This is a genomic window from Spirulina subsalsa FACHB-351, assembly GCF_026130165.1.
Taxonomy (GTDB): Bacteria; Cyanobacteriota; Cyanobacteriia; order Cyanobacteriales; family Spirulinaceae; genus Spirulina_A; species Spirulina_A subsalsa_A.
Genome location: NZ_JAIHOM010000088.1, coordinates 1 through 21820, shown reverse-complemented (window position 1 = coordinate 21820; position 21820 = coordinate 1). Strand labels below are relative to the sequence as shown.

Annotated in this window: 15 protein-coding genes and 1 pseudogene; 7 read left to right on the top strand and 9 right to left on the bottom strand. The window is 48.6% G+C overall.

Features of this window, described 5'->3' with window-relative positions:
• Positions 1–2587 (top strand): DUF4347 domain-containing protein (locus K4A83_RS16085; RefSeq protein ID WP_265265642.1); only part of this gene is annotated, 2587 nt, incomplete at its 5' end.
• Positions 2588–2865: 278 nt separating this feature from the next.
• Positions 2866–4629: a ShlB/FhaC/HecB family hemolysin secretion/activation protein gene (locus K4A83_RS16080; protein ID WP_265265641.1), complete on the top strand. Its 1764-nt coding sequence runs from the start codon at positions 2866–2868 to the stop codon at positions 4627–4629.
• 117 nt (positions 4630–4746) lie between these two features.
• Here K4A83_RS16080 and K4A83_RS16075 read toward each other — a convergent pair whose 3' ends face one another.
• The gene (locus tag K4A83_RS16075; protein WP_265265640.1) at positions 4747–5718 is read right to left on the bottom strand and encodes a pentapeptide repeat-containing protein; all 972 of its coding nucleotides are present in this window, start codon (positions 5716–5718) and stop codon (positions 4747–4749) included.
• A 183-nt stretch (positions 5719–5901) separates the two neighbouring features.
• Here K4A83_RS16075 and K4A83_RS16070 point away from each other — a divergent pair, with 183 nt between their 5' ends.
• The gene (locus K4A83_RS16070; RefSeq protein ID WP_265265639.1) at positions 5902–7089 is read left to right on the top strand and encodes a family 10 glycosylhydrolase; all 1188 of its coding nucleotides are present in this window, start codon (positions 5902–5904) and stop codon (positions 7087–7089) included.
• A gap of 67 nt (positions 7090–7156) precedes the next feature.
• Here K4A83_RS16070 and K4A83_RS16065 read toward each other — a convergent pair whose 3' ends face one another.
• From K4A83_RS16065 to K4A83_RS16035, 8 genes and pseudogenes are all read right to left on the bottom strand, one after another.
• Positions 7157–8746, bottom strand: a complete 1590-nt coding sequence (locus K4A83_RS16065; RefSeq protein WP_265265638.1) for a S8 family serine peptidase — start codon at positions 8744–8746, stop codon at positions 7157–7159.
• 216 nt (positions 8747–8962) lie between these two features.
• Positions 8963–10168: a murein hydrolase activator EnvC family protein gene (locus K4A83_RS16060; RefSeq protein ID WP_265265637.1), complete on the bottom strand. Its 1206-nt coding sequence runs from the start codon at positions 10166–10168 to the stop codon at positions 8963–8965.
• Between the two features lie 473 nt (positions 10169–10641).
• A complete protein-coding gene (gene trmFO / locus K4A83_RS16055) occupies positions 10642–12003 on the bottom strand; it encodes an FADH(2)-oxidizing methylenetetrahydrofolate--tRNA-(uracil(54)-C(5))-methyltransferase TrmFO (protein ID WP_265265636.1) in 1362 nt (453 codons plus the stop codon).
• A 543-nt stretch (positions 12004–12546) separates the two neighbouring features.
• Positions 12547–12621 (bottom strand): annotated as a pseudogene (locus K4A83_RS24030) (IS200/IS605 family transposase); the annotation flags it as partial.
• A complete protein-coding gene (locus K4A83_RS16050; RefSeq protein WP_265265635.1) occupies positions 12618–14687 on the bottom strand; it encodes an AAA family ATPase in 2070 nt (689 codons plus the stop codon). The pseudogene K4A83_RS24030 and the gene K4A83_RS16050, both read right to left, overlap by 4 nt.
• Positions 14684–14857, bottom strand: coding sequence for a hypothetical protein (locus tag K4A83_RS16045; RefSeq protein ID WP_265265634.1), 174 nt, complete (start codon positions 14855–14857; stop codon positions 14684–14686). Before K4A83_RS16045 ends, K4A83_RS16050 begins: the two co-directional genes overlap by 4 nt.
• A gap of 183 nt (positions 14858–15040) precedes the next feature.
• Positions 15041–16321, bottom strand: coding sequence for a serine--tRNA ligase (gene serS, locus K4A83_RS16040; protein WP_265265643.1), 1281 nt, complete (start codon positions 16319–16321; stop codon positions 15041–15043).
• A 155-nt stretch (positions 16322–16476) separates the two neighbouring features.
• Entirely contained in the window at positions 16477–17052 is a 576-nt protein-coding gene (locus tag K4A83_RS16035; RefSeq protein WP_265265633.1) for a DUF3611 family protein, read from the bottom strand.
• A gap of 228 nt (positions 17053–17280) precedes the next feature.
• Here K4A83_RS16035 and K4A83_RS16030 point away from each other — a divergent pair, with 228 nt between their 5' ends.
• The 4 genes from K4A83_RS16030 (at position 17281) to K4A83_RS16015 (ending at position 21571) form a co-directional block, all read left to right on the top strand.
• On the top strand, positions 17281–17511 hold the full coding sequence (locus K4A83_RS16030; protein WP_265265632.1) for a hypothetical protein: 231 nt from the start codon (positions 17281–17283) through the stop codon (positions 17509–17511).
• 583 nt (positions 17512–18094) lie between these two features.
• The gene (locus K4A83_RS16025; protein WP_265265630.1) at positions 18095–18448 is read left to right on the top strand and encodes a PadR family transcriptional regulator; all 354 of its coding nucleotides are present in this window, start codon (positions 18095–18097) and stop codon (positions 18446–18448) included.
• A 209-nt stretch (positions 18449–18657) separates the two neighbouring features.
• Complete coding sequence (locus K4A83_RS16020; RefSeq protein ID WP_265265629.1) at positions 18658–19182, top strand: cofactor assembly of complex C subunit B; 525 nt, start codon at positions 18658–18660, stop codon at positions 19180–19182.
• Positions 19183–19381: 199 nt separating this feature from the next.
• A complete protein-coding gene (locus tag K4A83_RS16015) occupies positions 19382–21571 on the top strand; it encodes a TolC family protein (RefSeq protein ID WP_265265628.1) in 2190 nt (729 codons plus the stop codon).
• Positions 21572–21820 lie beyond the last annotated feature (249 nt).

Below are 21820 nucleotides of genomic sequence, written 5' to 3'. Positions count from 1 at the left end.
GGAAACCCCCAACGGCACAATTACCCTAGCCGCCATCCCCGGACAAAGCCAAGTCAAGCTAACCCACGAAGGGATGAAATTAGGATTAGTCCTAGAAGCCTTACCCAGTGATAGTGTTAACCCTAATACTCCCCTCGGATTACGACCCGAAGACCTACCCCGTTACCTAACCGGAGGGAGTGACATCGGCAGCGCCACAGGAGTGGAAATAGGAGATGACGGTCAATTGTGGCTGGTAGGTTCTCCGATACGTTTAGAACAAGGAGAAGTAGTCATTGCCGGGAGAATGAGCGCCCCAGAAGTGCAGTTAATGGCAAGTGGGGGGGTAACTCCCCTAGACCCCCGTCTCGTGGAAGGAGACACCACCGTGGTCAGGTTTCCCCGTGAGGGAGGGACAAATATTCTCAATGTAATTGATAGTCGGGCTGACCATCCCGACACCTTACTCTATGGAGGAGCAGAGGGAACAATTTCTCGCATTGTGCCACGAGAGGAAGAAGGAATAAGTGCCGTGAGCCGTCAATTAGCGAGGATTAAGGCAGAAGGGGCAAAACTCGATGGAGTGGCCATAACAGCCGAAGGCCATGAGGGGAACTTCTGGTTAGGGAAAAATTGGATCAATAGCGAAACCCTAGAACAGTATGGAGAACAATTAGGGCAGTGGTCAAAGAGTTTAACAGCCGGGGCAGATTTACTGATTTATAGTTGTTTCACAGCATTAGGAGAACTGGGTCAGGGATTTGTCCAGCGTCTAGCAGCATTGACGGGGCTGGATGTGGCAGCTTCGACCAATGCGACGGGGAGCGAGAATTATGGAGGGGATTGGAATCTGGAATACAGCACGGGCAGTATTGAGGTGGGAACGCCGTTTACAGCAGAAACCCTGAGTGGTTGGGAGGGTAAGTTAGCAATTCTCACGGTGACGAATGCCAATGATGCGGGGGCGGGTTCTCTGCGGGAGCGAATTGGGGCAGCGGCAGCGGGGGATACGGTGATTTTTGATACAGCGCGGACGGTGACGCTGGGGGGGACTGGGATTAGTTGGGGAGGCAAGAGCCTGACGATTGATGGTAATGGCTCAACGGTGAGCGGCAATAATGCCTCGCAGGTGTTTAATATAACGGACAACGTGCCCACTACGTTCCAGAACATCACGATTACGGGGGGTAATGCCGGTGCGGGGGGCTTTGGGGGCGGGATTTATAGCAATGGGGCAGTGACGCTGACCAATTCTACTGTTTCTGGTAATTCGTCAGGAAATGGGGGCGGGATTCACAGCGATGGGGCAGTGACGCTGACCAATTCTACTGTTTCTGGTAATTATTCGTTAGGTGGCGGCATTGGGGGCGGGATTCGGAGCTATGGGGCAGTGACGCTGACCAATTCTACTGTTTCTGGTAATTCATCAGGTGGCTTTGGGGGCGGGATTCGCAGCAATGGGACAGTGACGCTGACCAATTCTACTGTTTCTGGTAATTCATCAGGTAGCTCTGGGGGTGGGATTTCCAGCGATGCAGCAGTGACGCTGACCAATTCCACCATTGCTTTTAATACCGCAAATAATACCGGGGGGGGGTTAGCACTCTACTCGGACAACACCCACACCATTAACAACAGCATCATCGCCAATAACACCGCCCCCACCGGCCCTGATGTCGGCATATTATTCGATGGAACCCATACTTTCAACATTAGCCATAGCCTCATCCGCAACACTGCTGACATGGATGCCAACGGCAGCACCGGAGTCCCCACCAACGGCGTGAACGGTAACATTGTTGGCCTTGATCCCCGCCTGGGGCCCCTCGCCAACAACGGCGGCCCCACCCAAACCCATGCTCTGGGGTTAAATAGTCCTGCCCTCAATGGGGGCAGTAACGACCTAGCCACAGGCTTAACCACAGACCAACGAGGCGCACCGGGGGCGCGCATTGTAGGAGGCACAGTGGATATGGGGGCTTTTGAGTGGCAGGGTTTTGCGATTACCCCAGTAGCTCCACTCAACCAAACGGTGAGCAGTCTTCCTGCTAATTTGGATGTGAGTGTGAAGGTAACAGAGGCCGTCTTTGGCATTGTTCCGGGTGTGGGGGCCAGTGTGAATTTTACGGCTAATGGGGCAACGGGAACGTTTAGCAATGGGACGACGGTGCTAACCAATGGGGAAGGGATGGCGATTAATTTCTTTAATGGGACAGAGGCCTTGGGCAATTTCTCGGTGTTAGCAGCAGTGCCGGGTTTAACCCCTGTGACGTTTAATTTTGCCTATACTCCCCCGGTAGTTAACCCCTCGGCAGTTACTCCCTCGGCAGTGACTCCTCCGGTAGTTACTCCTCCGGTAGTTACTCCTACGGTAATTACTCCCTCGGCATTTACTCCTTCCATACCCCTAGATTTTGCTCTTTTGCGAGGCATTTGGTTGAACCCAGTGGACGATATGACCTCCTCTAACCTGAAGGGAATTTGGCCGTCGGTCTGTGCCGCTCTTCCTCAGCTAGATGTCGCCGCTTCTGAGGAGTTTGTCTCGGATGGGGAGGAGTTGAGTTCAGTGAGTTTGGATGAGTATTGTTTACGGTTCCAAGGGGATTAAGAGATTGACTGCTAAGTTAACAGTGAGTTATTAATGCTTCTGGATTATCCCCCCTAGCCCCCCTTTGGAAGGGTGGGATTTATCCCCCCTAGCCCCCCTTTGGAAGGGGGGAATAAGACGGGAGGGGAAATCCGGAAGTCCCCCTTTAGAAGGGGGATTGAGGGGGATTCTACTCAAGGAAGGGAAAAGCTAGCCGATTCTCACTGAGTTAAGGTATCCTCTCTACCCTCCCTTGCAAGGGATTGCGCAAATTTCTCAAGTGTGATAGGTGAAACAAAATGAATCAATCTGCGTTAATTTTGCTTACGGGTTTAAGTTTGTGGGTGGGACTAACTCACGAAATCCTAGCTCAAGCCTCGACTGACATTCAGCCTGTTTCGAGGGAAACCAGCTATTTGAGTCAACCCCCATCTAATTTCTCTGGTCGAGGGGTTCAGGTTGCTGACCAACCGGGCTTAGAACGGGATGAGGATTTGCCCCAATTGCTAGAAGAGGGGGAGATTTTCACCACTCCAGAGGGTCTGGATACGAGGGATTTGGATGACCCGACACCGCTCAGGATTGAACGAATTCGGGTGGAAGGGAGTACGGTATTCACGGATGCTGATTTTGTGCCGATTTTGGAGGGGGTGACTGGGGAAACGACTTTGGGGCAACTGAATCAAGCGGTGAGGGCGATTACGCAACTGTATTTAGATCAGGGCTATATTACTTCTCGCGCTATCTTACCGACTCAACCGTTGGCGGGGGGAGATATCACCATTCTGATTGTTGAGGGGACTTTAGATGAGGTGGTGATCACGGGATTAAAACGGATGAATCCTCATTATGTGCGCAGTCGCCTGAATTTGGGCATTGGGACTCCGTTTAATGCTAATGCTTTGGAGGATCAACTGCGTCTGTTGACCATTGACCCCAATTTTAAGTCGATTGATGTGAATTTACAAACGGGTGAGGAGTTGGGAACGAGTCGCCTGTTGTTGGATATAGAGGAGGTGAAACCGTTCTCAGGACTGGTGTTTACGGATAATTATTCCCCGGAGTCGGTGGGTGCTGAACGTATGGGGTTAAGTTTGGGGTATCGCAATTTAACTGGGTTTGGGGATCTGCTGCGTTTGGGCTATACTGGCACGTTTACGGGGGGCTACCAGGCGGGGGATTTTAGCTATAGTCTTCCGGTAAATCCGATGAATGGGACGGTGGATTTGCGGGTGGTGTTGGATCAGAACCGGATTACGACTCCGGCGTTTCGCGAGTTGGGGATTCGTGGGAATTCTCAGTTGTATGATCTCAGTTTCCGTCAGCCGTTGGTGCGGTCTGCGGGGGAGGAGTTGGCGCTGTCTTTGGGTTTTCGTCGTAAGACGGGACAAACGTTTTTATTTGATAATGTTGCAACGCCGTTTGGGGTGGGGGCCCAGGCGGATGGTCGCACTCGTACCTCGGTGATTTATTTCGGTCAGGATTACACGAAACGGGATGGTCGGGGGGCTTGGAGTTTGCGTTCTCAGTTTAATCTGGGGACGGGGTTGTTTGGGACGACGGGCAATAGTTCACCTACGCCGGATGCTCGCTTTTTCAGTTGGTTGGGTCAAGGGGCGCGGGTGCAACGGTTGGGTCGGGATCATCTCTTGATTGTGCAGGGGGATGTTCAACTAAGTCCGAGTAATTTGTTGGCTTCGGAGGTGTTTAGTATGGGGGGGGGTCAAACGCTGCGGGGCTACCGTCAAGGGGCTAGGTCTGGGGATAATGGCTGGCGCTTGTCGGTGGAGGGTCGGATTACGTTATGGCGGGATGAGGAGGAGGAGAGTCTTTTGCAGTTTGCGCCTTTTGTTGATGGGGGGATGGTGTGGAATAATCCGAGTAATCCGAGTCAGATTCAGTCTAATGCTTTTTTGGCGGGGTTGGGGGCTGGCTTAATCTGGATTCCGGTCAAGAATCTGACGATTCGATTGGATGGGACGTTGCCGTTGATTAATATTCGCGATCGCCAAACTAACGCCCAGGATGATGGTTTGTATTTTAGTGTGAATTATCGTTTTTAGCTGTGAATCCCGAAGCTGCTCATCTATTCGTAGGATGATCAGTCGGTAATTCACCCTTAAAACGGAGCAGTAGGGGAATTCACGCCCCTACCAAAACCGCTTCTGTGAGACAAAATATCAATTCTCAAAAATTGCCCCTCTTGCTTCCAAATCTAACCAAACGGCGGTAGAAAACCAGTGATTTTCCCCAAAGCGGGTATTTTCCACACAAGCGCCCTGTAAATTCACGCCGCGTAAATTAGCCCCCCGGAGATTGGCATTTTTCAAATTGGCTTCCCGTAAATCGGCATTACTTAACATCGCCCGTCGGAGGTCAGCATCGGATAAATCGGCTTGACAGAGAAAGGCCTCCCGGAAATTAGCTCGACTCAGAAATGACTCACTAAAATTCACCTCTCGCAAGTTGGCGCTGTGTAAATTGGCATCGGTGAGATTCGCCCCCGTTAAATTCGCCCCGACTAAATCACACCCTTTGAGAATGGACTCAATGAGGTAGGTTTGCTCTAAATTACTGCGTTCTAGTGTCGCTTGACACAAATTCGCTCCGCTTAGATTCGCCCGTCGTAGATTGGCGTTGCTCAAATTTGCCCCGCGCAAGTCTGCACAACTGAGTTCAGCGCCTTCTAGATTCGCTCCAATTAAAATGGCTTCAATTAAGTTGGCTTCTAGTAAATTTTTGCCTTGTAAATTCGCTCCTTGTAGATTAGCGCGACTCAGTTTGACTTTAGGTAAAACGTGGGCATAGGTGAGGAGTTTTTTTTGATGATCAACCCCTAACACGGAACTGAGGGGGAGATAAGCCCGTAAGGCTTCCTGTTCTTGCTCGTCTTGGGTATTGTCCCACAAAATGCGCCAAGCGGACTCTTGTAGTGTCCCTTGACTATGATTTAATACTTGATAGAGAACAAGGCGACCGTCTTCTCCGTAGTTTAGCGTTTCTTTCAGGGCTATGGCTTGAGTTCTGCGATCGCCATTGACAATTCTCTGTTTTACACCCTCTAGCCCCCCCAACACTAAGCCCTCTAGGGGAATCGCCATTCCTCCCAATACAGCATCATTAGAATTGGGTTGATTCACATTTAGGGTCATCAGCATTGCCTCAATTAGAAAACCCACTCAATCACTACTCTGTCATTTTGACATGAATTTTAAGTTTTGTGAAACCTACGCCCACTCTCTCAGAAATCTTCCTAGATTTGGCTGAATTCATACAATAGATAGCAAACATCCTCAAGGAACTGGGTAAGCTAACCCTAGGTATCTTTTATTAACATGACAAAATCAAAGCAAAAAAAAGGGGGTTGTGGTTGTTGTAGCATTCCCATCTCTGTTCTCATTCTCGGTCTTGGCTTAGGAATTTGGGGATGGACAAAACTCCATGATTTAGGAGTTCCCCAAGCCATGTTAGGCTATATCGCACAACAGGTTCCCTTAGATGATTTTCTCCCCGACTTTATCCCTTTAGAAACCTCCTCCTCTCCCCCCGTTGTTAACGCATCCCCTAGTCCTCCAATAACTTCCCCCTCTGTGATTCCTTCCCCTGCTGCCATAACTCCCCCCACCTCCCCTCAACAACGGCAGCAAAATTTACGGGGAATTTATATCAGTCGTTATCAAATTACCAATAATGCGAGTGAACAAATGATCCGGGAACGAGTGCGTTATTACCGTTCTAAAGGCATTAATACCATCATTCATGGGGTTTGGGGAAATGCTTGCACTATGTACCCCAGTGAAGTGATGGCTAATACTTTTAATGCTCGCAGTTGTCCCAATCAATTCCAAGATCAATGGCTTGATTGGTTAATTGATGAAGCCCACAAACAGGGGATAGAAGTTCATGCTTATTTTGAGAAAGGAATTAAAATTGATGAGGATAGTCCTCTATTTGATCTAGCTGTACAGCGCCGTTGGATTGTGGCTGGGGTAGATCGAACCCATCCGGGAGTGGATCATTATGTGTTAGATGTGACTGTGCCGGAAGTGGCTCAATATATGACTGATATTTTAGTGGAGTTTGTGCAGAAATATCCTCAAATTGATGCGGTACAGTGGGATGATTATTTAGGCTATCATGCCGAATTACCGGGACAAGTAGACCGCACAGAAAAGCTGACAAATTTTGTGCAGAATATGATCCACGCCATGAAAAAAGCCAATCCGAATGTCAGTTTTGATATTGCTCATCATAATCCCTATTGGGCAAAACAATATTTTGCGGCAGATTGGGAAAATTGGGATATTGACCGCGCTTTTATTCAAGTTTATGCGGAGGAAAATTTTCAAGATGAGATGAAATATGTGGAAGCTAGCAATGGAATTGCTATCACAGAACGGCAATTTAATCAACTAGAAGGTTTGGTTAAAAATCCTAGAGTCGAGAGTATTTTACTGTTTCCTTTAAGTGGAAAGCCGGAGGAAATGGCGGCGACTTATTATGATTTAATGCAAGGCTTTTAAGTTGTCCCAATCCGTTGGTTAGTAGGGAACAGGTGGCAATTGATAATTGATAATTAATAATTGTTCCCTATTTCTGTGTTGCCGTCCACCAAGCTAGGGCATAAGCTTGAGTAGGTTCGTTCATTTGGGTGCGGTACTCAACGCGGATTTTGTAGCGTCCTGTTTGGGGAATTGGACAAAAAATATGTTCTACACTATCCACCTCGCTCACAGAAGAACAGATACTTTCTTCCGTCGTCTGGGCATCTAGGGGGAGGAGATAGAGATTTAAGTCATTTAATCCCCGATCATGGAAACTATCCCCCACTGTAAATAAACCTGTATTGCTCTCATCGTTTAACTCGACTAAACGATGCCAAGCGAGGGTGAGGGCGGCATAGGTTCCTTCTTTCAAGGGTTTTTCGAGTACATAATCCTGCACACGATTAACGACCACTGTGCCATAATCCCAGCCGATGGGGGGAACTGGGGCTGAGGCTGACCACTGACCGGGACTAAACTGTTGATAGGCACGATAGGCGTTTAAGTGACCTGTGCCGATTTGCATATGGAGGGGAATTTTGGGATCTTGAGCGGCATCTCCTTCCAGCCAAGTGTCATTTTCTTTGGTGTGGAGGGTGCGACTCATGCCTAAATAGCGACCATCTCCGGGATCTTTTAGTTTATCGGCGGAGTTGAGGAGGATGGCCTTCATGACTTCGCTGCGTCGGGCATCGGTGGTCCATTGGGGGGCATTGCTGGCTAGTTGGCGATCGCCGAATTCCTGTAATAAGGCTACAGTCCCCACCACATGGGGCGCCGCGAAGCTGGTTCCCATCACCGGAACCGCTTGTCCCTGTAGGTTATAAACTGTAATTTGGCTACCGGGTGCAACTAAACCAATGGAACGACGGGGCCCGACATTAATTTCCCGTAGGATTAAACTTCGCCCAATTCCTTCGGGTACATCACTTAAATTAGAAAAATCCAGTTTCGTAAAACCATCCTCCCGGGGTGTAGAGGAGGCCACATTAATCCCATTAAAATTATCTGTCGGAATGGGAATCCCCCCACTCCCTTGATTCCCTGCCACCACATAGAGGGTATTATGAACCCGAGAAGACCAATCCACACAGCGCGTCAGGAGAGCATTGCCGTCTAAAATTGGGTCAGGGCGAGGATCTCGGCGCAAGGGTTCCCCAAAACTAAAGTTAATCGCCCGCACATCTCCCCCATTTTGCAGGGCGATATGCTGGGCGGAGAGACATTCTTCTGGTTGTCCGCCATGTCGCAAGGAGCCAATGGCAGAGGAGTATAAACGCGCTCCGGGGGCCACACCTGTTAAGGCTTTATCTTGACTCACCATGACCATTGCAACCATAGAGGCATGGGAATCTAAATTACTATTGGCTTTTGCGGGGCTATCTTGTAAAAAAACTCCTGTCACGACAACGGAACGTAAAGCGGCGGATGGGGTTTTATCTAAGCCGAATTTCCCCGGTCGTCCCACTTCGACTTGACCTAAACCAATTTTACGCCCAATCAGGTTGTAGGGGGCTTGATGAAGACGTTGGGCTGCAATACCGCGATCGCCTGTGGACTCTTGCAAAGCTTGCACGGGAACAATCAAGCCCACACTGGCGAAACTCCCTAACAACCAGACTAATCTTTTGCTCATCCCTCTAACGTTGCTTCCTGATAACATCTTGCCCCCATCTTATCGAAAATTTTGGGGGGAATGGGCAATCTTTGACACTCTCAGGTCTAAAGACGCTGAGATTCTTGAATAGCCCAAAGAATGATCAATCGTCAATTCCCCAGTGAATAGTAAGATGGGGAAATTGATCTTGAATTCCCTGCACTTGACCAGAAGACTTTCAGCCTTAACGGGTCACTAAGGGAGTTGTCCTAATTGTTCCGTGGGAACCTGCACTAAGGTTAAGGGATCAATGGGTTGGCTGTTGCGACGAATCTCGAAATGTAGATGGGGACCCGTGGAGAGGCCCGTGGTTCCCACTTCTGCGATCGCCTCGCCCTGTTTAACAGGCTGTCCTTCGCTCACATACAGCTTACTAGCGTGTCCGTACAGCGTCGTTAAGCCATCCCCATGATCAATCACCACCGTTCGCCCATAGCCCCCATACCAGCCCGAAAAAATCACCGTGCCGCTATCTGAAGCATAGATGGGACTGCCCACATCCCCAGCAAAATCAATTCCCCCATGTAAGCGTTTCCCCCCTAACACCGGATGTTGTCGCCAGCCAAAGGTACTGGTAACAGGGCCTTGATGAGGCACCGCAAATTGACCTGTTCCCCCCAAAATAATTGGATTGCTCCCCCTAGCCCGTTTTTGGATTAAACGACTAATGCCCTCCGAGTCCTCCGCCAGTTTTTCCTGAACCGCTTTCAGGGCGGCTAAATCTCCCCCCAACTGATTCAATAATTGTTGTTGAATAGTAAATTGCGCTTCAATATCAGATTTTTGCGTCGCGATTTGTTGGGTCAATTCCGCAATTTTCTGACTTTGCTCTTGTACTTGATACTTTTGTGCCTTAATTTTATCGGATTTTTGTTGCAATTTCGCCAACTTTTCCCGATCCGCTTCATACACTAACTTTAAACGGGCGCGACGGTCAAAAAAATCATTTAAATTCTCACTATGGAGCAAAAAACGCCAACCTTGACTACTCAGGGATTGACGTTGCAAAAAACGCAGCCTTGCCACCGTTGCCTCTAATTGGGGGGCATAGACTTGCCGCTCTTGGTTTAATTGTGCCGATAATTCTTGTAATTGGCGATTATTCTCCTCTAACTCCGTTTGGTAATAATTTAACTGTAAGTCCATAATCTGGATATTACGCTGTAAATTATCTAAATAACGCTGGGCCGATTGCTCAACTTCTGTGAGACGGCTTTGTTCTTCTGTGAGTTCAGTCTGTTGTTCATGGATTTTTTCCTGCCAGTGCTGCAATAAATTATTCGCCGGAGAGTTGGCAGAAGCCACTGGGCTAAAGCCCAACCCTAGAGCAATTAAAACCGTAAGACATAGTAGCCATTGATACAGAAAACTGGTAAAATAGGTCGGTTTGTGATAATTCATAAATAAACTGACGCTGAGAATCCAAAAACTATTAAAATTAACAATAGGGTTAATTTAATCAATTGTTACTTTCACTACAACCGTAGATTGACTTATTTCTCCTTAATGATCAAATGTTGCCTTATCTCCCATAAATGTGATTTATCTTTACAAACATTTGAGAGTTCTTTGCCTACACTGGGGAATAGGGGTGCGACCCTACTTTTAAAACTGTTTATTTTATAGAACCCATATGATTCCCTGTCCTTGTTGTTCTCAACAGATGCTGATGTATGCTCAAAAGGGGCGAGCCTACTGGTATTGTCCCCATTGCAGGCAGGAAATGCCTGACCTTTTGAGCGTGTTGATGACTAAATATCATCAACGGTTGCAGGGTGAGTCTTTGCACAGGACTTTGACAAATAACACTTTGACAAATAACACAGAACCTGTGGCCACTTAACCCCGGAAATCTTTGCCCCGGAAATCTTTCCCTAAAAGAGGGCAACCCCATCCCTCTTAAAGGTTTGTTTCCACTGTTCTAAATCTGCCAAAGCGCGATCGCGGTAAACGCCATATCTTTCTCGTTTACCGCGTATTTTATGCCCTAAAGGTGGCAAAATCCCAAAATTGGGGGGCATCGGTTGGAAATGTTTCGGCGAGGCTGAAGTGATAAACTCCAATAACGCCCCCATCATGGTAGTCGGGGGAAGTATAACAGGGTCTAAACCCAGCACCAAACGCGCCGCATTAGTTCCCGCCAGCCAGCCCCCAGCCGCCGCCGCCGTGTAGCCTTCCGTCCCCACTAACTGACCCGCCGCCAAGAGAGATGACCGTTGTTTAAACTGTAAGGTCGGTTTTAACAATTCCGGGGAGTTAATAAACGTATTGCGGTGCATCACCCCCATCCGCACAAACTCCGCCTTTTCCAAGCCCGGAATCAGGCGAAATACCCGTTTTTGTTCCCCCCAGCGCAAATTCGTTTGAAAACCCACCATATTCCACAGTTGACCGGCCTTATCTTCTTGGCGCAACTGAACCACCCCATAGGGGCGTTTATCTTGGTTTTCCGGGGCTTTAAAGTCCCCTAAACGCCCATCAAACAAGCCCACAGGTTTGAGGGGGCCGTAGCGCATGGTGTCTTCTCCCCGTTGGGCTAACTCTTCAATGGGCAAACAGCCCTCAAAAAACTTAGCCGTTTCCCGCTCAAAATCCTTGACTGGGGCTTGTTCTGCGCCACAAAGTTCTTGCCAGAAGTGCAAATACTGCTCCCGGTTCATGGGACAGTTGAGATAGGCTGCCTCGCCCTTGTCATAACGGGAGGCCAGAAAGGCAATATCCTGATTGATGGAGTCACCCACTACAATGGGGCTGGCCGCATCGAAAAAGCTCATATAGTCCAAGCCCGTGAAGCGTTGTAGGTCTTCTGCGAGGGCGGGACTGGTCAGGGGGCCTGTGGTCAGGACAACGACTCCCTCCGGTGGGATAGCTGACACTTCCTCCCGTTGTAGGGTAATGTGGGGGTGCTGGCTGAGGGTTTGGGTGAGGTCGTCACTGAATACCCCCCGATCTACGGCCAAAGCTCCCCCGGCGGGAACGGCGTGTTGATCTGCTTTTTGGATAATAATAGAGTTTAATTGGCGCAGTTCAGTATGGAGGAGTCCGGCAGCGCGATCGCTCGCCATTGCTCCAAAGGAATTACTACAGACCAACTCCGCTAAAGCGTCGGAGTGATGGGCTGGACTACGACCTACCGGACGCATTTCATGGAGAACAACAGAAACCCCCGCTTGGGCAATTTGCCAAGCAGCCTCCGTACCGGCCAGTCCGCCACCAATTACATGAATTTTTATCATAGATTCTTAGGGTTGATGCTTCTCCGATTTATCGGGCGATTCTTGAGGGAATCACTACCGTTTTTGGGTTGCCCCTACTCACAGTCTTATACCAAGTCTCTAAAATCCAGCAACAGAGAGACCCTGTTCAATCCAATCCCACTCGGCTCTCGTCACTGGCCCAGTAACGCACCGCTCGCTCAGTTTCTCTGCTACTCATCGGGGCTATCGCACTCTCGATGCTCACTGAGAAGTTTGCTTAAACGCCTCAACGGCACCTGGCTTCTGTTTCTCCGATACTGGACGGGGAACCTTCAGTTTCGCTTTTCAGCCACCACAGCACCTGAAGTTTGCTGCGTTGAATAGCCTGGCTTGCCCAGGCCATGGGAGATGTCAATTCTGCGGCTGATTCGATGATCTCGATTGTCTGTGCTTTTCTCATTTTTACGACCTCTATCTTCTCCCTATTTTAGCGAATTGGTATTACCTTAAATGTTGGCTTGAAGGCTCTCGGTTTCACCGATGAGATGAAAAGCCAACCAATATAGAAACAGCGAAGCACAATTAATACTCTGGAGAGTCTTGGCTCGCCACATATTTTTTAAGTTGATCTATTGTAACGCCACCACAACTAGCTATTCCCTACCCTCTACTACCTTAATTTCCGTGTACTCATAGGGAGAATCACTAGTCTGAACTAAAGGATAGGTGACAGTGCCGAGGGTAATTTGATCAACCTCGCAATCCGGTTTCGGGGAATAATAAACTAAAACATACTGTTTTCCAATATATTGCGCCATTTCTTCAGCGACTTCTCCCCGCCACTGGGTTTTAGAGACTAAAACGACCAATTGATTGGCTAATTGAGGGATAGCGCGGGCAACGTGCCGCCGATAAATTTCATCTAAACTGCCAAAGGGGGAGTCCATGACAATGGGGAAAGTGCTGCTATCGGGTCCCATGAGGGTGTTTTCTTGGCTCCACTCCCGCACCCGGTCAATAATGCCCCCAATGAACGATAAACTGAGAATCTGATTTTCTCCTGTTGAAGCGGCCACTGGAACGGCAATTCCGGAGGTGTTTTCCATTAAGGAGAGTTCATAATCGGGACTGAGACGGGGGAAATAGGGGGTAAAGGAGATGGTGGCAAAGATTTCCTGAACACGGGATTCTAGGGAGAGGCGAAATTGTTGTTCAAGGCGCGATCGCACTTCAATTAATCGAGCAATGGCTTCTTGAGTCACTTGAATCCGACGTTGAGCCAAGGCCTGTTTCTCTTCTTTTAGCTTATGTTTGTCCACCTGTTTCTGACAATCGGCGATCGCCCCTTGTAAGCGTTCAATCTCCTGTTGATTCCCCCCCTGTTCTAACAACAAGCTGCGAATTTGGCTCTCTGTCTCATCTAAACGTTTTTGTAAGCCCTGAATATTCTCGTCGGGGTAGGTTCTTAACTTCTCCTGTACCGTATCTAATTCCCCCTCCACTCGGGCCAATTGCGATCGCCACTGTTGAATCTGTCCCTGTTCATAATCCACCCTCTGCCAAAACTGGGGAATCTGTTGCTCCAACTCCCCCACCTGAGCCTCCAAGCGAATCGCCGCCTCCTCCACATCCGCCATCCCCGCCCGATTTAACCAATCCTGCACCGCCTCATAGGCACCACTTCCCCCCTCCAAAGGAGTCCCACAAATACAATACCCTTCCCTTAAAAGCTGCTCCACAAAACGCTGCTTAATCCCACTCGGTAACGCCCCCCGCTCCCGTAATCCCAGTAACACCCCCCGAAACTCCCCCGTTAAAGCCCCCGTAAACACCGTATAACTCGAAGCCGAGATCAAGTGGCGTAAATTCCCCTTCGCCCGCCCTAAATTCTCTCGTAGCCCCTTTTCCTGCTGTTCTAGCTCCAGTTTCAGACTCTGTAACTCCGCCGAGCCACTTAACTCCCGTAAGCGCTCATTCACCTGCTGTTTCAGCACATCCAAAGCCGCGCATTCCGTCTCAATCTCCCCTTGTCGTTTTAACACGCGCTCCTTCTGTTGTTCTAACTTCCCCTGTTCCCGTAACAACTTCTTCGTCGCACTATCCCCAATCGTCTTTAACTCATCCCCCAATGTCTTTTTCGCCTTCTTCAAATGCTCCACCGCCCGATCCAACACCTTTACCCCGAGCAACTCCTTCGTATCTTCCGCAATCCGGCTTTTTTGCTCCGAGCGAAAAATGTGATCAATCCGTTCTCCATCAAAAAAGAAATACTGGTGTAAACTTTCCGGCAAAATGCGCCCAATAATGTCCTCTGGCTGTTCCGTGGGAATCATCCACCGTCCATCATCCCCCGCCACCTTCATAAATAACTTACTGCTGCCGTATTCAATTTTCCCCTCTGAATTTTGCCAAGCATAACATTGGCGTTTCACTTGGTAACGCTTGGTTTCGTGTTCAAACTGGATCTCGACATGGCAATCTATAGAAGTCCCCACATTCGCCTGTGCGATCGCCCGTTTATTCACCAACAACTCAGGAGAAGCAAAAGCCGCCGTAAACCGTTCATAGAGCGCCCAAGTAAAAGCATTTAACAACGTCGTCTTACCCGCCCCATTATTGCCATGAATCACCGTTGTATTGCGTGTCCCACTCGCTAGATATATCTCCGGTGTTTTCCCGTAAAATTGCCGAAAATTACACAAGCGAATTGAAATTAGCCTCATTGCACCACTTGTTTAATGATTGTCAAAATATCATCGTTAATATTACGGGGATTTTTAGTATACAGTTTATCTTTTTCTAAAACTAACACCCGTTTAATTACTTCCTGCACCTCGGGATCAGCATTCTGAATCGGTTCTTGAACCTTTTTGAGATCGGCTTTAATTTTCATTATTTATACGCCCGATTAATTTGTTGGGTTTCGCTATCGCTACACCCAACCTACAAGATTACAGGCAATCTTAGCCACTTGTTGGGTTTCGCTGTCGCTACACCCAACCTACAAGATTACAGGCAATTTTAGCCACTTGTTGGGTTTCGCTGTCGCCACACCCAACCTACCTATTTAAAATCTCTAAAGAACAGAACGCCCTAAATACGGTTGTAAAACCTCCGGGACTTTAACGCTCCCATTCTCCTGTTGATAATTCTCTAAAATTGCTGACATAGTTCGCCCAACAGCCAAACCAGAACCATTCAAAGTATGCACATATTGCGTCCCTTTTTTACCCGTTTCCTTAAAGCGAATATTAGCCCGTCTCGCTTGAAAATCCCAACAATTAGAACAACTTGAAATCTCCCGATACTTACCCGAAGAAGGGAGCCAAACCTCCACATCGTAGCATTTCACCGCTCCAAACCCTAAATCACCCGTGCAGAGTTCTAACACCCGATAAGGCAGTTTTAACGCCTCTAAAATCGCCGTTGCATTGTCCAGCATCTTCTCATGTTCCGCTTCAGAAGTATCTGGGTGAACTAACTTAACCATCTCCACTTTATTAAACTGATGGAGACGAATTAAACCCCTCGTATCCTTGCCATAACTTCCCGCTTCTCGCCGGAAACACGGAGTATAAGCACAGTGATAAATAGGCAAATGTTCCGCATCTAAAATCTCATCCCGATAGAGATTAGTTAAAGGAACTTCAGCCGTAGGAATTAACCATAAATCGTCCCCTTCACATTGAAAACTTTCCTCGGCAAACTTCGGCAACTGTCCCGTTCCCGTTAAACTTTGACGATTGACTAAAATAGGAGGTAACACTTCAATATAACCCGCCTTTGTTTGCCGATCTAACATAAAATTAATCAGCGCCCGTTCTAAAGCTGCCCCCACGCCAACTAAATTGACAAAGCGACTTTGAGCTACTTTAACCGCCCGTTTAAAATCTAAAATCCCTAACTGTTCCCCAATCTCCCAATGGGGTAAAATGTGGGGATTCGTAGGTAAATATTCATCACCCCAACGCCGCACTTCTACATTTTCCTCTTCACTTTTGCCGATGGGGGTTGAATCGCTGGGCAAATTGGGCAATTCTAATAATAAGTCCTCAAGTTGTGTCTTGAGATCCTTTTCTTGGGGTTCTAAATCAGCCAGTTGAGCTTTAATCTCATTTCCCTCGTTTTTTAGGGCTAAAATTTCTTCACTTTTCGGGTCACTCCCAGACTTCATTTTTTGTCCAATGAGTTTACCAATTTCATTACTACGCGCTTGTAATTGGGTGCGAGTCGTTTGTAATTCTCGTTGTTTAGTATCTAAATCGAGAATCGGCGTTAAATCGTAGACATCACTGCGTCGTTGCAGACGATTTTGTACCTCGGTGGGGTTTTCGCGAATTTGTTTAAGGTCTAACACGGATTTTAAGTAAAAATAGAGGAAGACCCGCACCGGAATCGGTCGGTGTCGGGGAAGAACCAACCCTCTCATCTTATCAAAACATGGCGCGGGAAAAGATCGGACTTTAAAGCCCGGACGCACTGTTGGTCTTTGCTTCCTTAGCTTATTTCAAATTAGCGAGTAATGCGGTTTAAAAGGAGTAGAGAGGCGACAATTCCCCCAAAGTGGGCGGCGATGGTGTGGGTGTTGGCCTGGATGACTAATAAATCAATGGAGTTGACTAATTTGTTAGGGTCTAGGTTTAACTGTCCGGGAGGATTGGCGAGGGATTTGGCTAATACTAAGCCTACAATGGCCTCGGCTCCGATAATGGTTAAGAGCATCCCAATTAGATTCACCATAAGACCTAGGCGAATCATACGGATGGTATCGGCTTTATTGGGACGACGGTTTGCTTCGGGATTTCTTAGGAGTTTGGCAATGGCCAGATAGCGCCAAGAGAAGTAAATCCCAATGCCGAGGGCAATCAGACCACAAACGGCACAAAATACGCCAAATTCGTTGCCTGCGGTGTTGGCCGTGTTGGTTTGATCAATAAAGCTTGAACTGGCAAATAAGACGGTGACGGTGGAGATGACACCGAGAACTAACTGCATCCAAAAGCCGACCAAACCCGCAAAACGTAAGTCTGCCGAAACTTGAAGCACTTTTTGAGGCAGGGGGGTGGTTAATGGAGAGGTGTTTTTCATAAGTTCACGGGAAAGGAGGGAGTTGTCGGAAGTTAAACAACTTTCCTCATTTTAACCAACTTTGGTTAGCCGTTTTGATAATGAATTATTAATCATACTGGGATTACCAAAATGATCACCAAAAATGAGCCAAACGGCGGGTCGTTTTGCTCAACCTTTTACGGATTTTCTCCGTCCTAGAGCGTAGGAATGTGGGAGATTAACACTCTTGGTGTTGAGGAGACTGTGATGGAGCTAGAGTATCAAGTGCAATGCTGGAAGCGTTATCTGACGACGGGAATCTATGCTTTGGGGTTGGTGGTGAGTCTGTTGGCTTATCAGGGGAATAGTGGCCGTGCGATCGCCAACTATAACCCCGTCCTACCGGAAACCCTTGCCCTCCTTGCTCGCGGCTGTTGGCCAACAACCTCTGTTTCTGCCAATCTTTGCCCCCCACCGCTCAAAATCTCGCAGTTTTAGACAAATCTACGGGAATCTGAGGATACTCAACCAGAGCGTCCGCTAGTTTACAAATGATAACGATCTCCGGGAAATTAACTATATTTTCTCTGGTGGAGATGTTATCTTGGGGATAAAGCTCCAATCAGAGAAAGTTCGCTTTTCCCCCAAGGTGCAACTCGAACTGGCTTCAAATATCGGTAATTAAGGGCTGGTCATTAATTTTCATGAACTAATTGCCATGAATTAATTGCCATGAATTAATTGCCATGAATTAATCAACGTGGACAAATCATTGAGGATGGCGAATGATGTTAATTTTCTTTTTCTCTGGATTTGATTCTCAATGACCGAAGTAAATACTAGGTAGTGTTTCTCGGGTCCTGTTTTCCGATCATCCTTATCACGTTGAGCTAGAAGCCACCCAACCCATCAAGCCGTTCAATACGGATGAAATAGTCCAGATGAAATGGTCTAGATGAAATGGTTATATCAAAAGGGCAATCGTCCAAAGTATACCAGCTTGCTGGGGTGCATCCACAGTTGACAGGGAGTAATCAGGCTTTCCTATTTCGTTAACTGGGACATACAACGGGTTAGACTAATGAAGTTTGAAGATATTTACAACTTTTTTCAAGATCCCCCCCCCGATTACCTCAATAAGGAATTGGCAGTTTGCTATATTCTTTCAGTTCTCTTAAATGGGGAGTCCTACGGGTCTGAATTGATCGAACGTCTAGAAATCGAGCATCCTAATTATCGTCTTTCTGACACCGTTTTATACAGTGCGCTGAAGTTCCTCGAAGAGGAAAAAACCATTACAGGGTACTGGAAAAAGGTCGAAGGACGGGGTAGGCCTCGCCGAATGTATCAGATTTGTTATAACGCCCGCAAGCAGGCTGATGAGTTAGCGCGTTTCTGGCGCAATTACATTAGTGGAGTCAGTCAAGCTATGTAATCAAACCATCGCTGGGCTGAAAGGGTACTGCGACCAAGCCTATATATGGTCGTAGTAGTCCTTTTTGCTGCCACTGGGTATTTCTCCCCTTCTAAACCCTACCTCTGCCTCCGGGGTAGGGTTTTTGCTGGAAAAATTGCTTGGGGGGCAAAAACAAGGGACAATTAGTCAAGAATTGTAACAAATACTTGACTTTAGCTAAATTTTTTATGAATACATCAGTATTGGGATCGACCTTTTTCCTGACCCTACTGTTAATGATCGGGTTATTTTTCTTTATTCGGGCTTCCTTTAAAGACCGCACCGAACAAGTCCAACTCTGGAGCGATTTACCCGAAGAGTCCCTATTGACTCAATTACAAGGCTATTTTGATCAACGGGCCTATCGGGTGGCCCAGGTAGACGAAGAAAGCCAACAGGTGACATTTGAGGGGTTTGTCCGCCCCAGTTGGTTTTTAGCTGTTTTCCTTAGCCTACTCGCGGGCTGTGGTCTGGTCTGTTTTGCCCTGATTTTATCTTATCTCCTGCCCCAACTGACCCTCTTATTTTGGGGGTTAATTGCCTTAGCTCCTGTGGGGGGGTGGGTGTACTGGCAAAAAGCCGGACGAGTGGAGCAAGTTCTCCTGAAAATCGAACCTTCCCCAGAAACCCCCCCTGGTCATTTCGTAACGGTGCGAGGTCATCGGGATGAGTTAATCCAACTGCAACGGGCAATGTCCTTGAAGGCTATTTGAGCAAAACCGCCGCGCATCCTACGAATGAACGCCTTGGCGTAGCCCGTCCCCAGGACACAGCCTCATAAGCGGAGCATTCACGCAATCTCCTCAGCGAAAAAACCCGCTTGCAAGATACACTGTCCTTGGTGTCCCCTAACCCTTCATGGGAGGAATGGGGGAGGTGAATTCAGCAAAAAAACATCGAGTCAGTAGATTAATGCTAGCCTTTCGTTATTTTGTGGTTGTGAGTGTAGGGACGGTCATAGCTCTAGGTTATGGCATGAGTGCCAAAGCGCAGGAACTCTCCGTGGGAGATCCAGCCCAGACTGAGCCAGAGGACAGTTTATCGAGTCCCGCTTTATCGCCATCGAAGTCTCCCGAAGAGACTTTAGGCCGCTTCATTGAAAAGCCCCCTCGGGCTAGGGTAGCCCAAAAAACCGAGACTCTCAAGTTGGCTCAAGGATTAGAAACTCCCTCGGAGTCTGCTCCCTCTGCTTGGGTTTCGATGAACCTAATGCCTGACCTGGAGCCAGTGCCTCTGAAATTCAAGGGTCAGGATGAATTAGGGGCAGTGGTGCCGAGTGGGGGGCTGCCAGAGTTGAACAAACACAGACCCACGGTGCCATCTCTTGAAGAAACCCATCCGGTCATACTGACCACGGCTGTGGACGTTGACCCAGTGGGTGTCCGGGAGGACGAGGTGAGGGCTGTGATGAATGCTGACCAAGGGATGGGAGGCGAACTAGACCGAATAGACTCGACGACGGACGACTTAAGCTTAGTGTTGGAGCAAAGGGCTTTAGAGGTTGAGCCGGATGCTACAGAAGGAGGGGTGATTCCGCCGCCAAATGTCCCCCAACAGGCGGAGAGTTCCCCTCCCCGGGTCGAAGAAGGGCAACTGTTGGCCCAAACTACTGATGACCGTTTAGATGAGTTACAGGATGAATTAACCAATCCCTCGGGAACCTTTGATCCCAGTGAGCGGGTGCCAAGTTTGGGGCTGGAGGAGGTGGAAGATCAGGCGGCTCCGTTACAGGCTCCGGGGGTGCAGGGGGCCGGGCTGAGTGATTTGGAGCGCTTAAACCCCAGTGCTAACCCGTTGTTTTTCCCGACTCAGCCGGAAGAGGTGACGGTTGATTTGTCTCGCCCGATTACGTTACAGGAGGCGATCGCACTGGCCCGACGGAATAACCCCCAACTCCAAGCCGCCCGCCTCAACATAGAACGGGCCCAAGCTGGTCTAAGAGCGTCTCTAGCGGCTTGGTATCCCAATCTAGACCTAACTATGAGCCTCAGCCGCAATGATTCGGCTTCCGGTCGATTACAACGGCGCACCCCCTTCGGTCAAGTGTCGGGAGGCTCTAGTGTCACTGACTCCTTTGATGCGGGGTTAGAACTGGTCTATAACCTCTACAATGGCGGGCGGCGCAATGCCCAAATTCGCCAAGCTGAGGAGCAAATCCGCTTAAATCGCCTAGAGTGGGAGCGAGTGAGTGAACAAATCCGGTTTAATACCACTAACGCCTACTACGCCCTACAAGAAGCTGATGCCACGGTGAATATTGAACAGGCTTCTGTGGAACAAGCCCAGCAAACCCTACGGGATGCCGAACTCTTAGAACAAGCAGGTTTAGGCACTCGCTTTGATGTGTTGCGCGCCCAAGTGGAGTTAGCCAATAGTAATCAATCCCTCACCCGCGCTCGGGCGGCTCAAAGCATTGCTCGTCGTCAGTTGGTGCAGGAATTAGCTCTGGGGCAAACGGTAGAAGTGACCATTGCTGACGAGATTCAACCCGCCGGACAGTGGGAAATGTCTCTCGAAGAAAGCATTATTCAAGCCTATAAAAACCGGGCGGAATTGGAACAGCAATTAGTCCAACGGGAAATTAACGAGCAGCAACGGCGGGCGGCTTTGGCCGATTTACGACCCCAGATTAACCTGAGAGCCAATGCCAATATGTTGGGCGTGTTTGGGGATGGTTTGGGTCCGGCTGGGGGCTATAGTTTGCGGGCTGAGTTTCGCTGGCGCTTGTTTGATGGGGGACTAGCCCGGGCGAATAGTGAGGCGGAGGAGATTGATATTGAGTTGGCTGAGGTGGAATTTGAGCGTCAACGCAATATTATTCGGGGTGAAGTGGAAGAGGCCTTTTTTAATCTCCAAGCCAATGGGGAAAACATCCGCACCGCAACGGCTGCGGTACAGTTGGCGGAGGAAAGTCTCCGGTTAGCTCGTTTACGCTTTACGGCGGGAGTGGGGACACAAACCGATGTGATTAATGCCCAAAGCGAGTTAACTCGGGCGCGAGGGAATCTCTTAGCGGCTATTGTCACCTATAACCGTGCTTTATCAGCCCTGCAACGGGCGGTTAGTAACTACCCTGATGATCGGTTGTTTAATCTGCCCTAGGCTTTGCAGGGCGGTTGTTGTCATGTCAATCCTCATGCTCAGGGTGAAGTCGGGGGGGTGAGGCGGCGAGTGGGTCAGCCTCACAATTTTCTTGTCCTTCCAGCAAGGTTTTTTGTAAAAAATTTATCTGCAATGTCGGGTGAAGACCCTCGGTTTTACCGACGGGATGAAACCCGACCAGTATAGAAACAGCGAAGCACGACTCTTTAGCTAAGGCTCAGGGATCACTCTTAGCATGACAATTTGTGC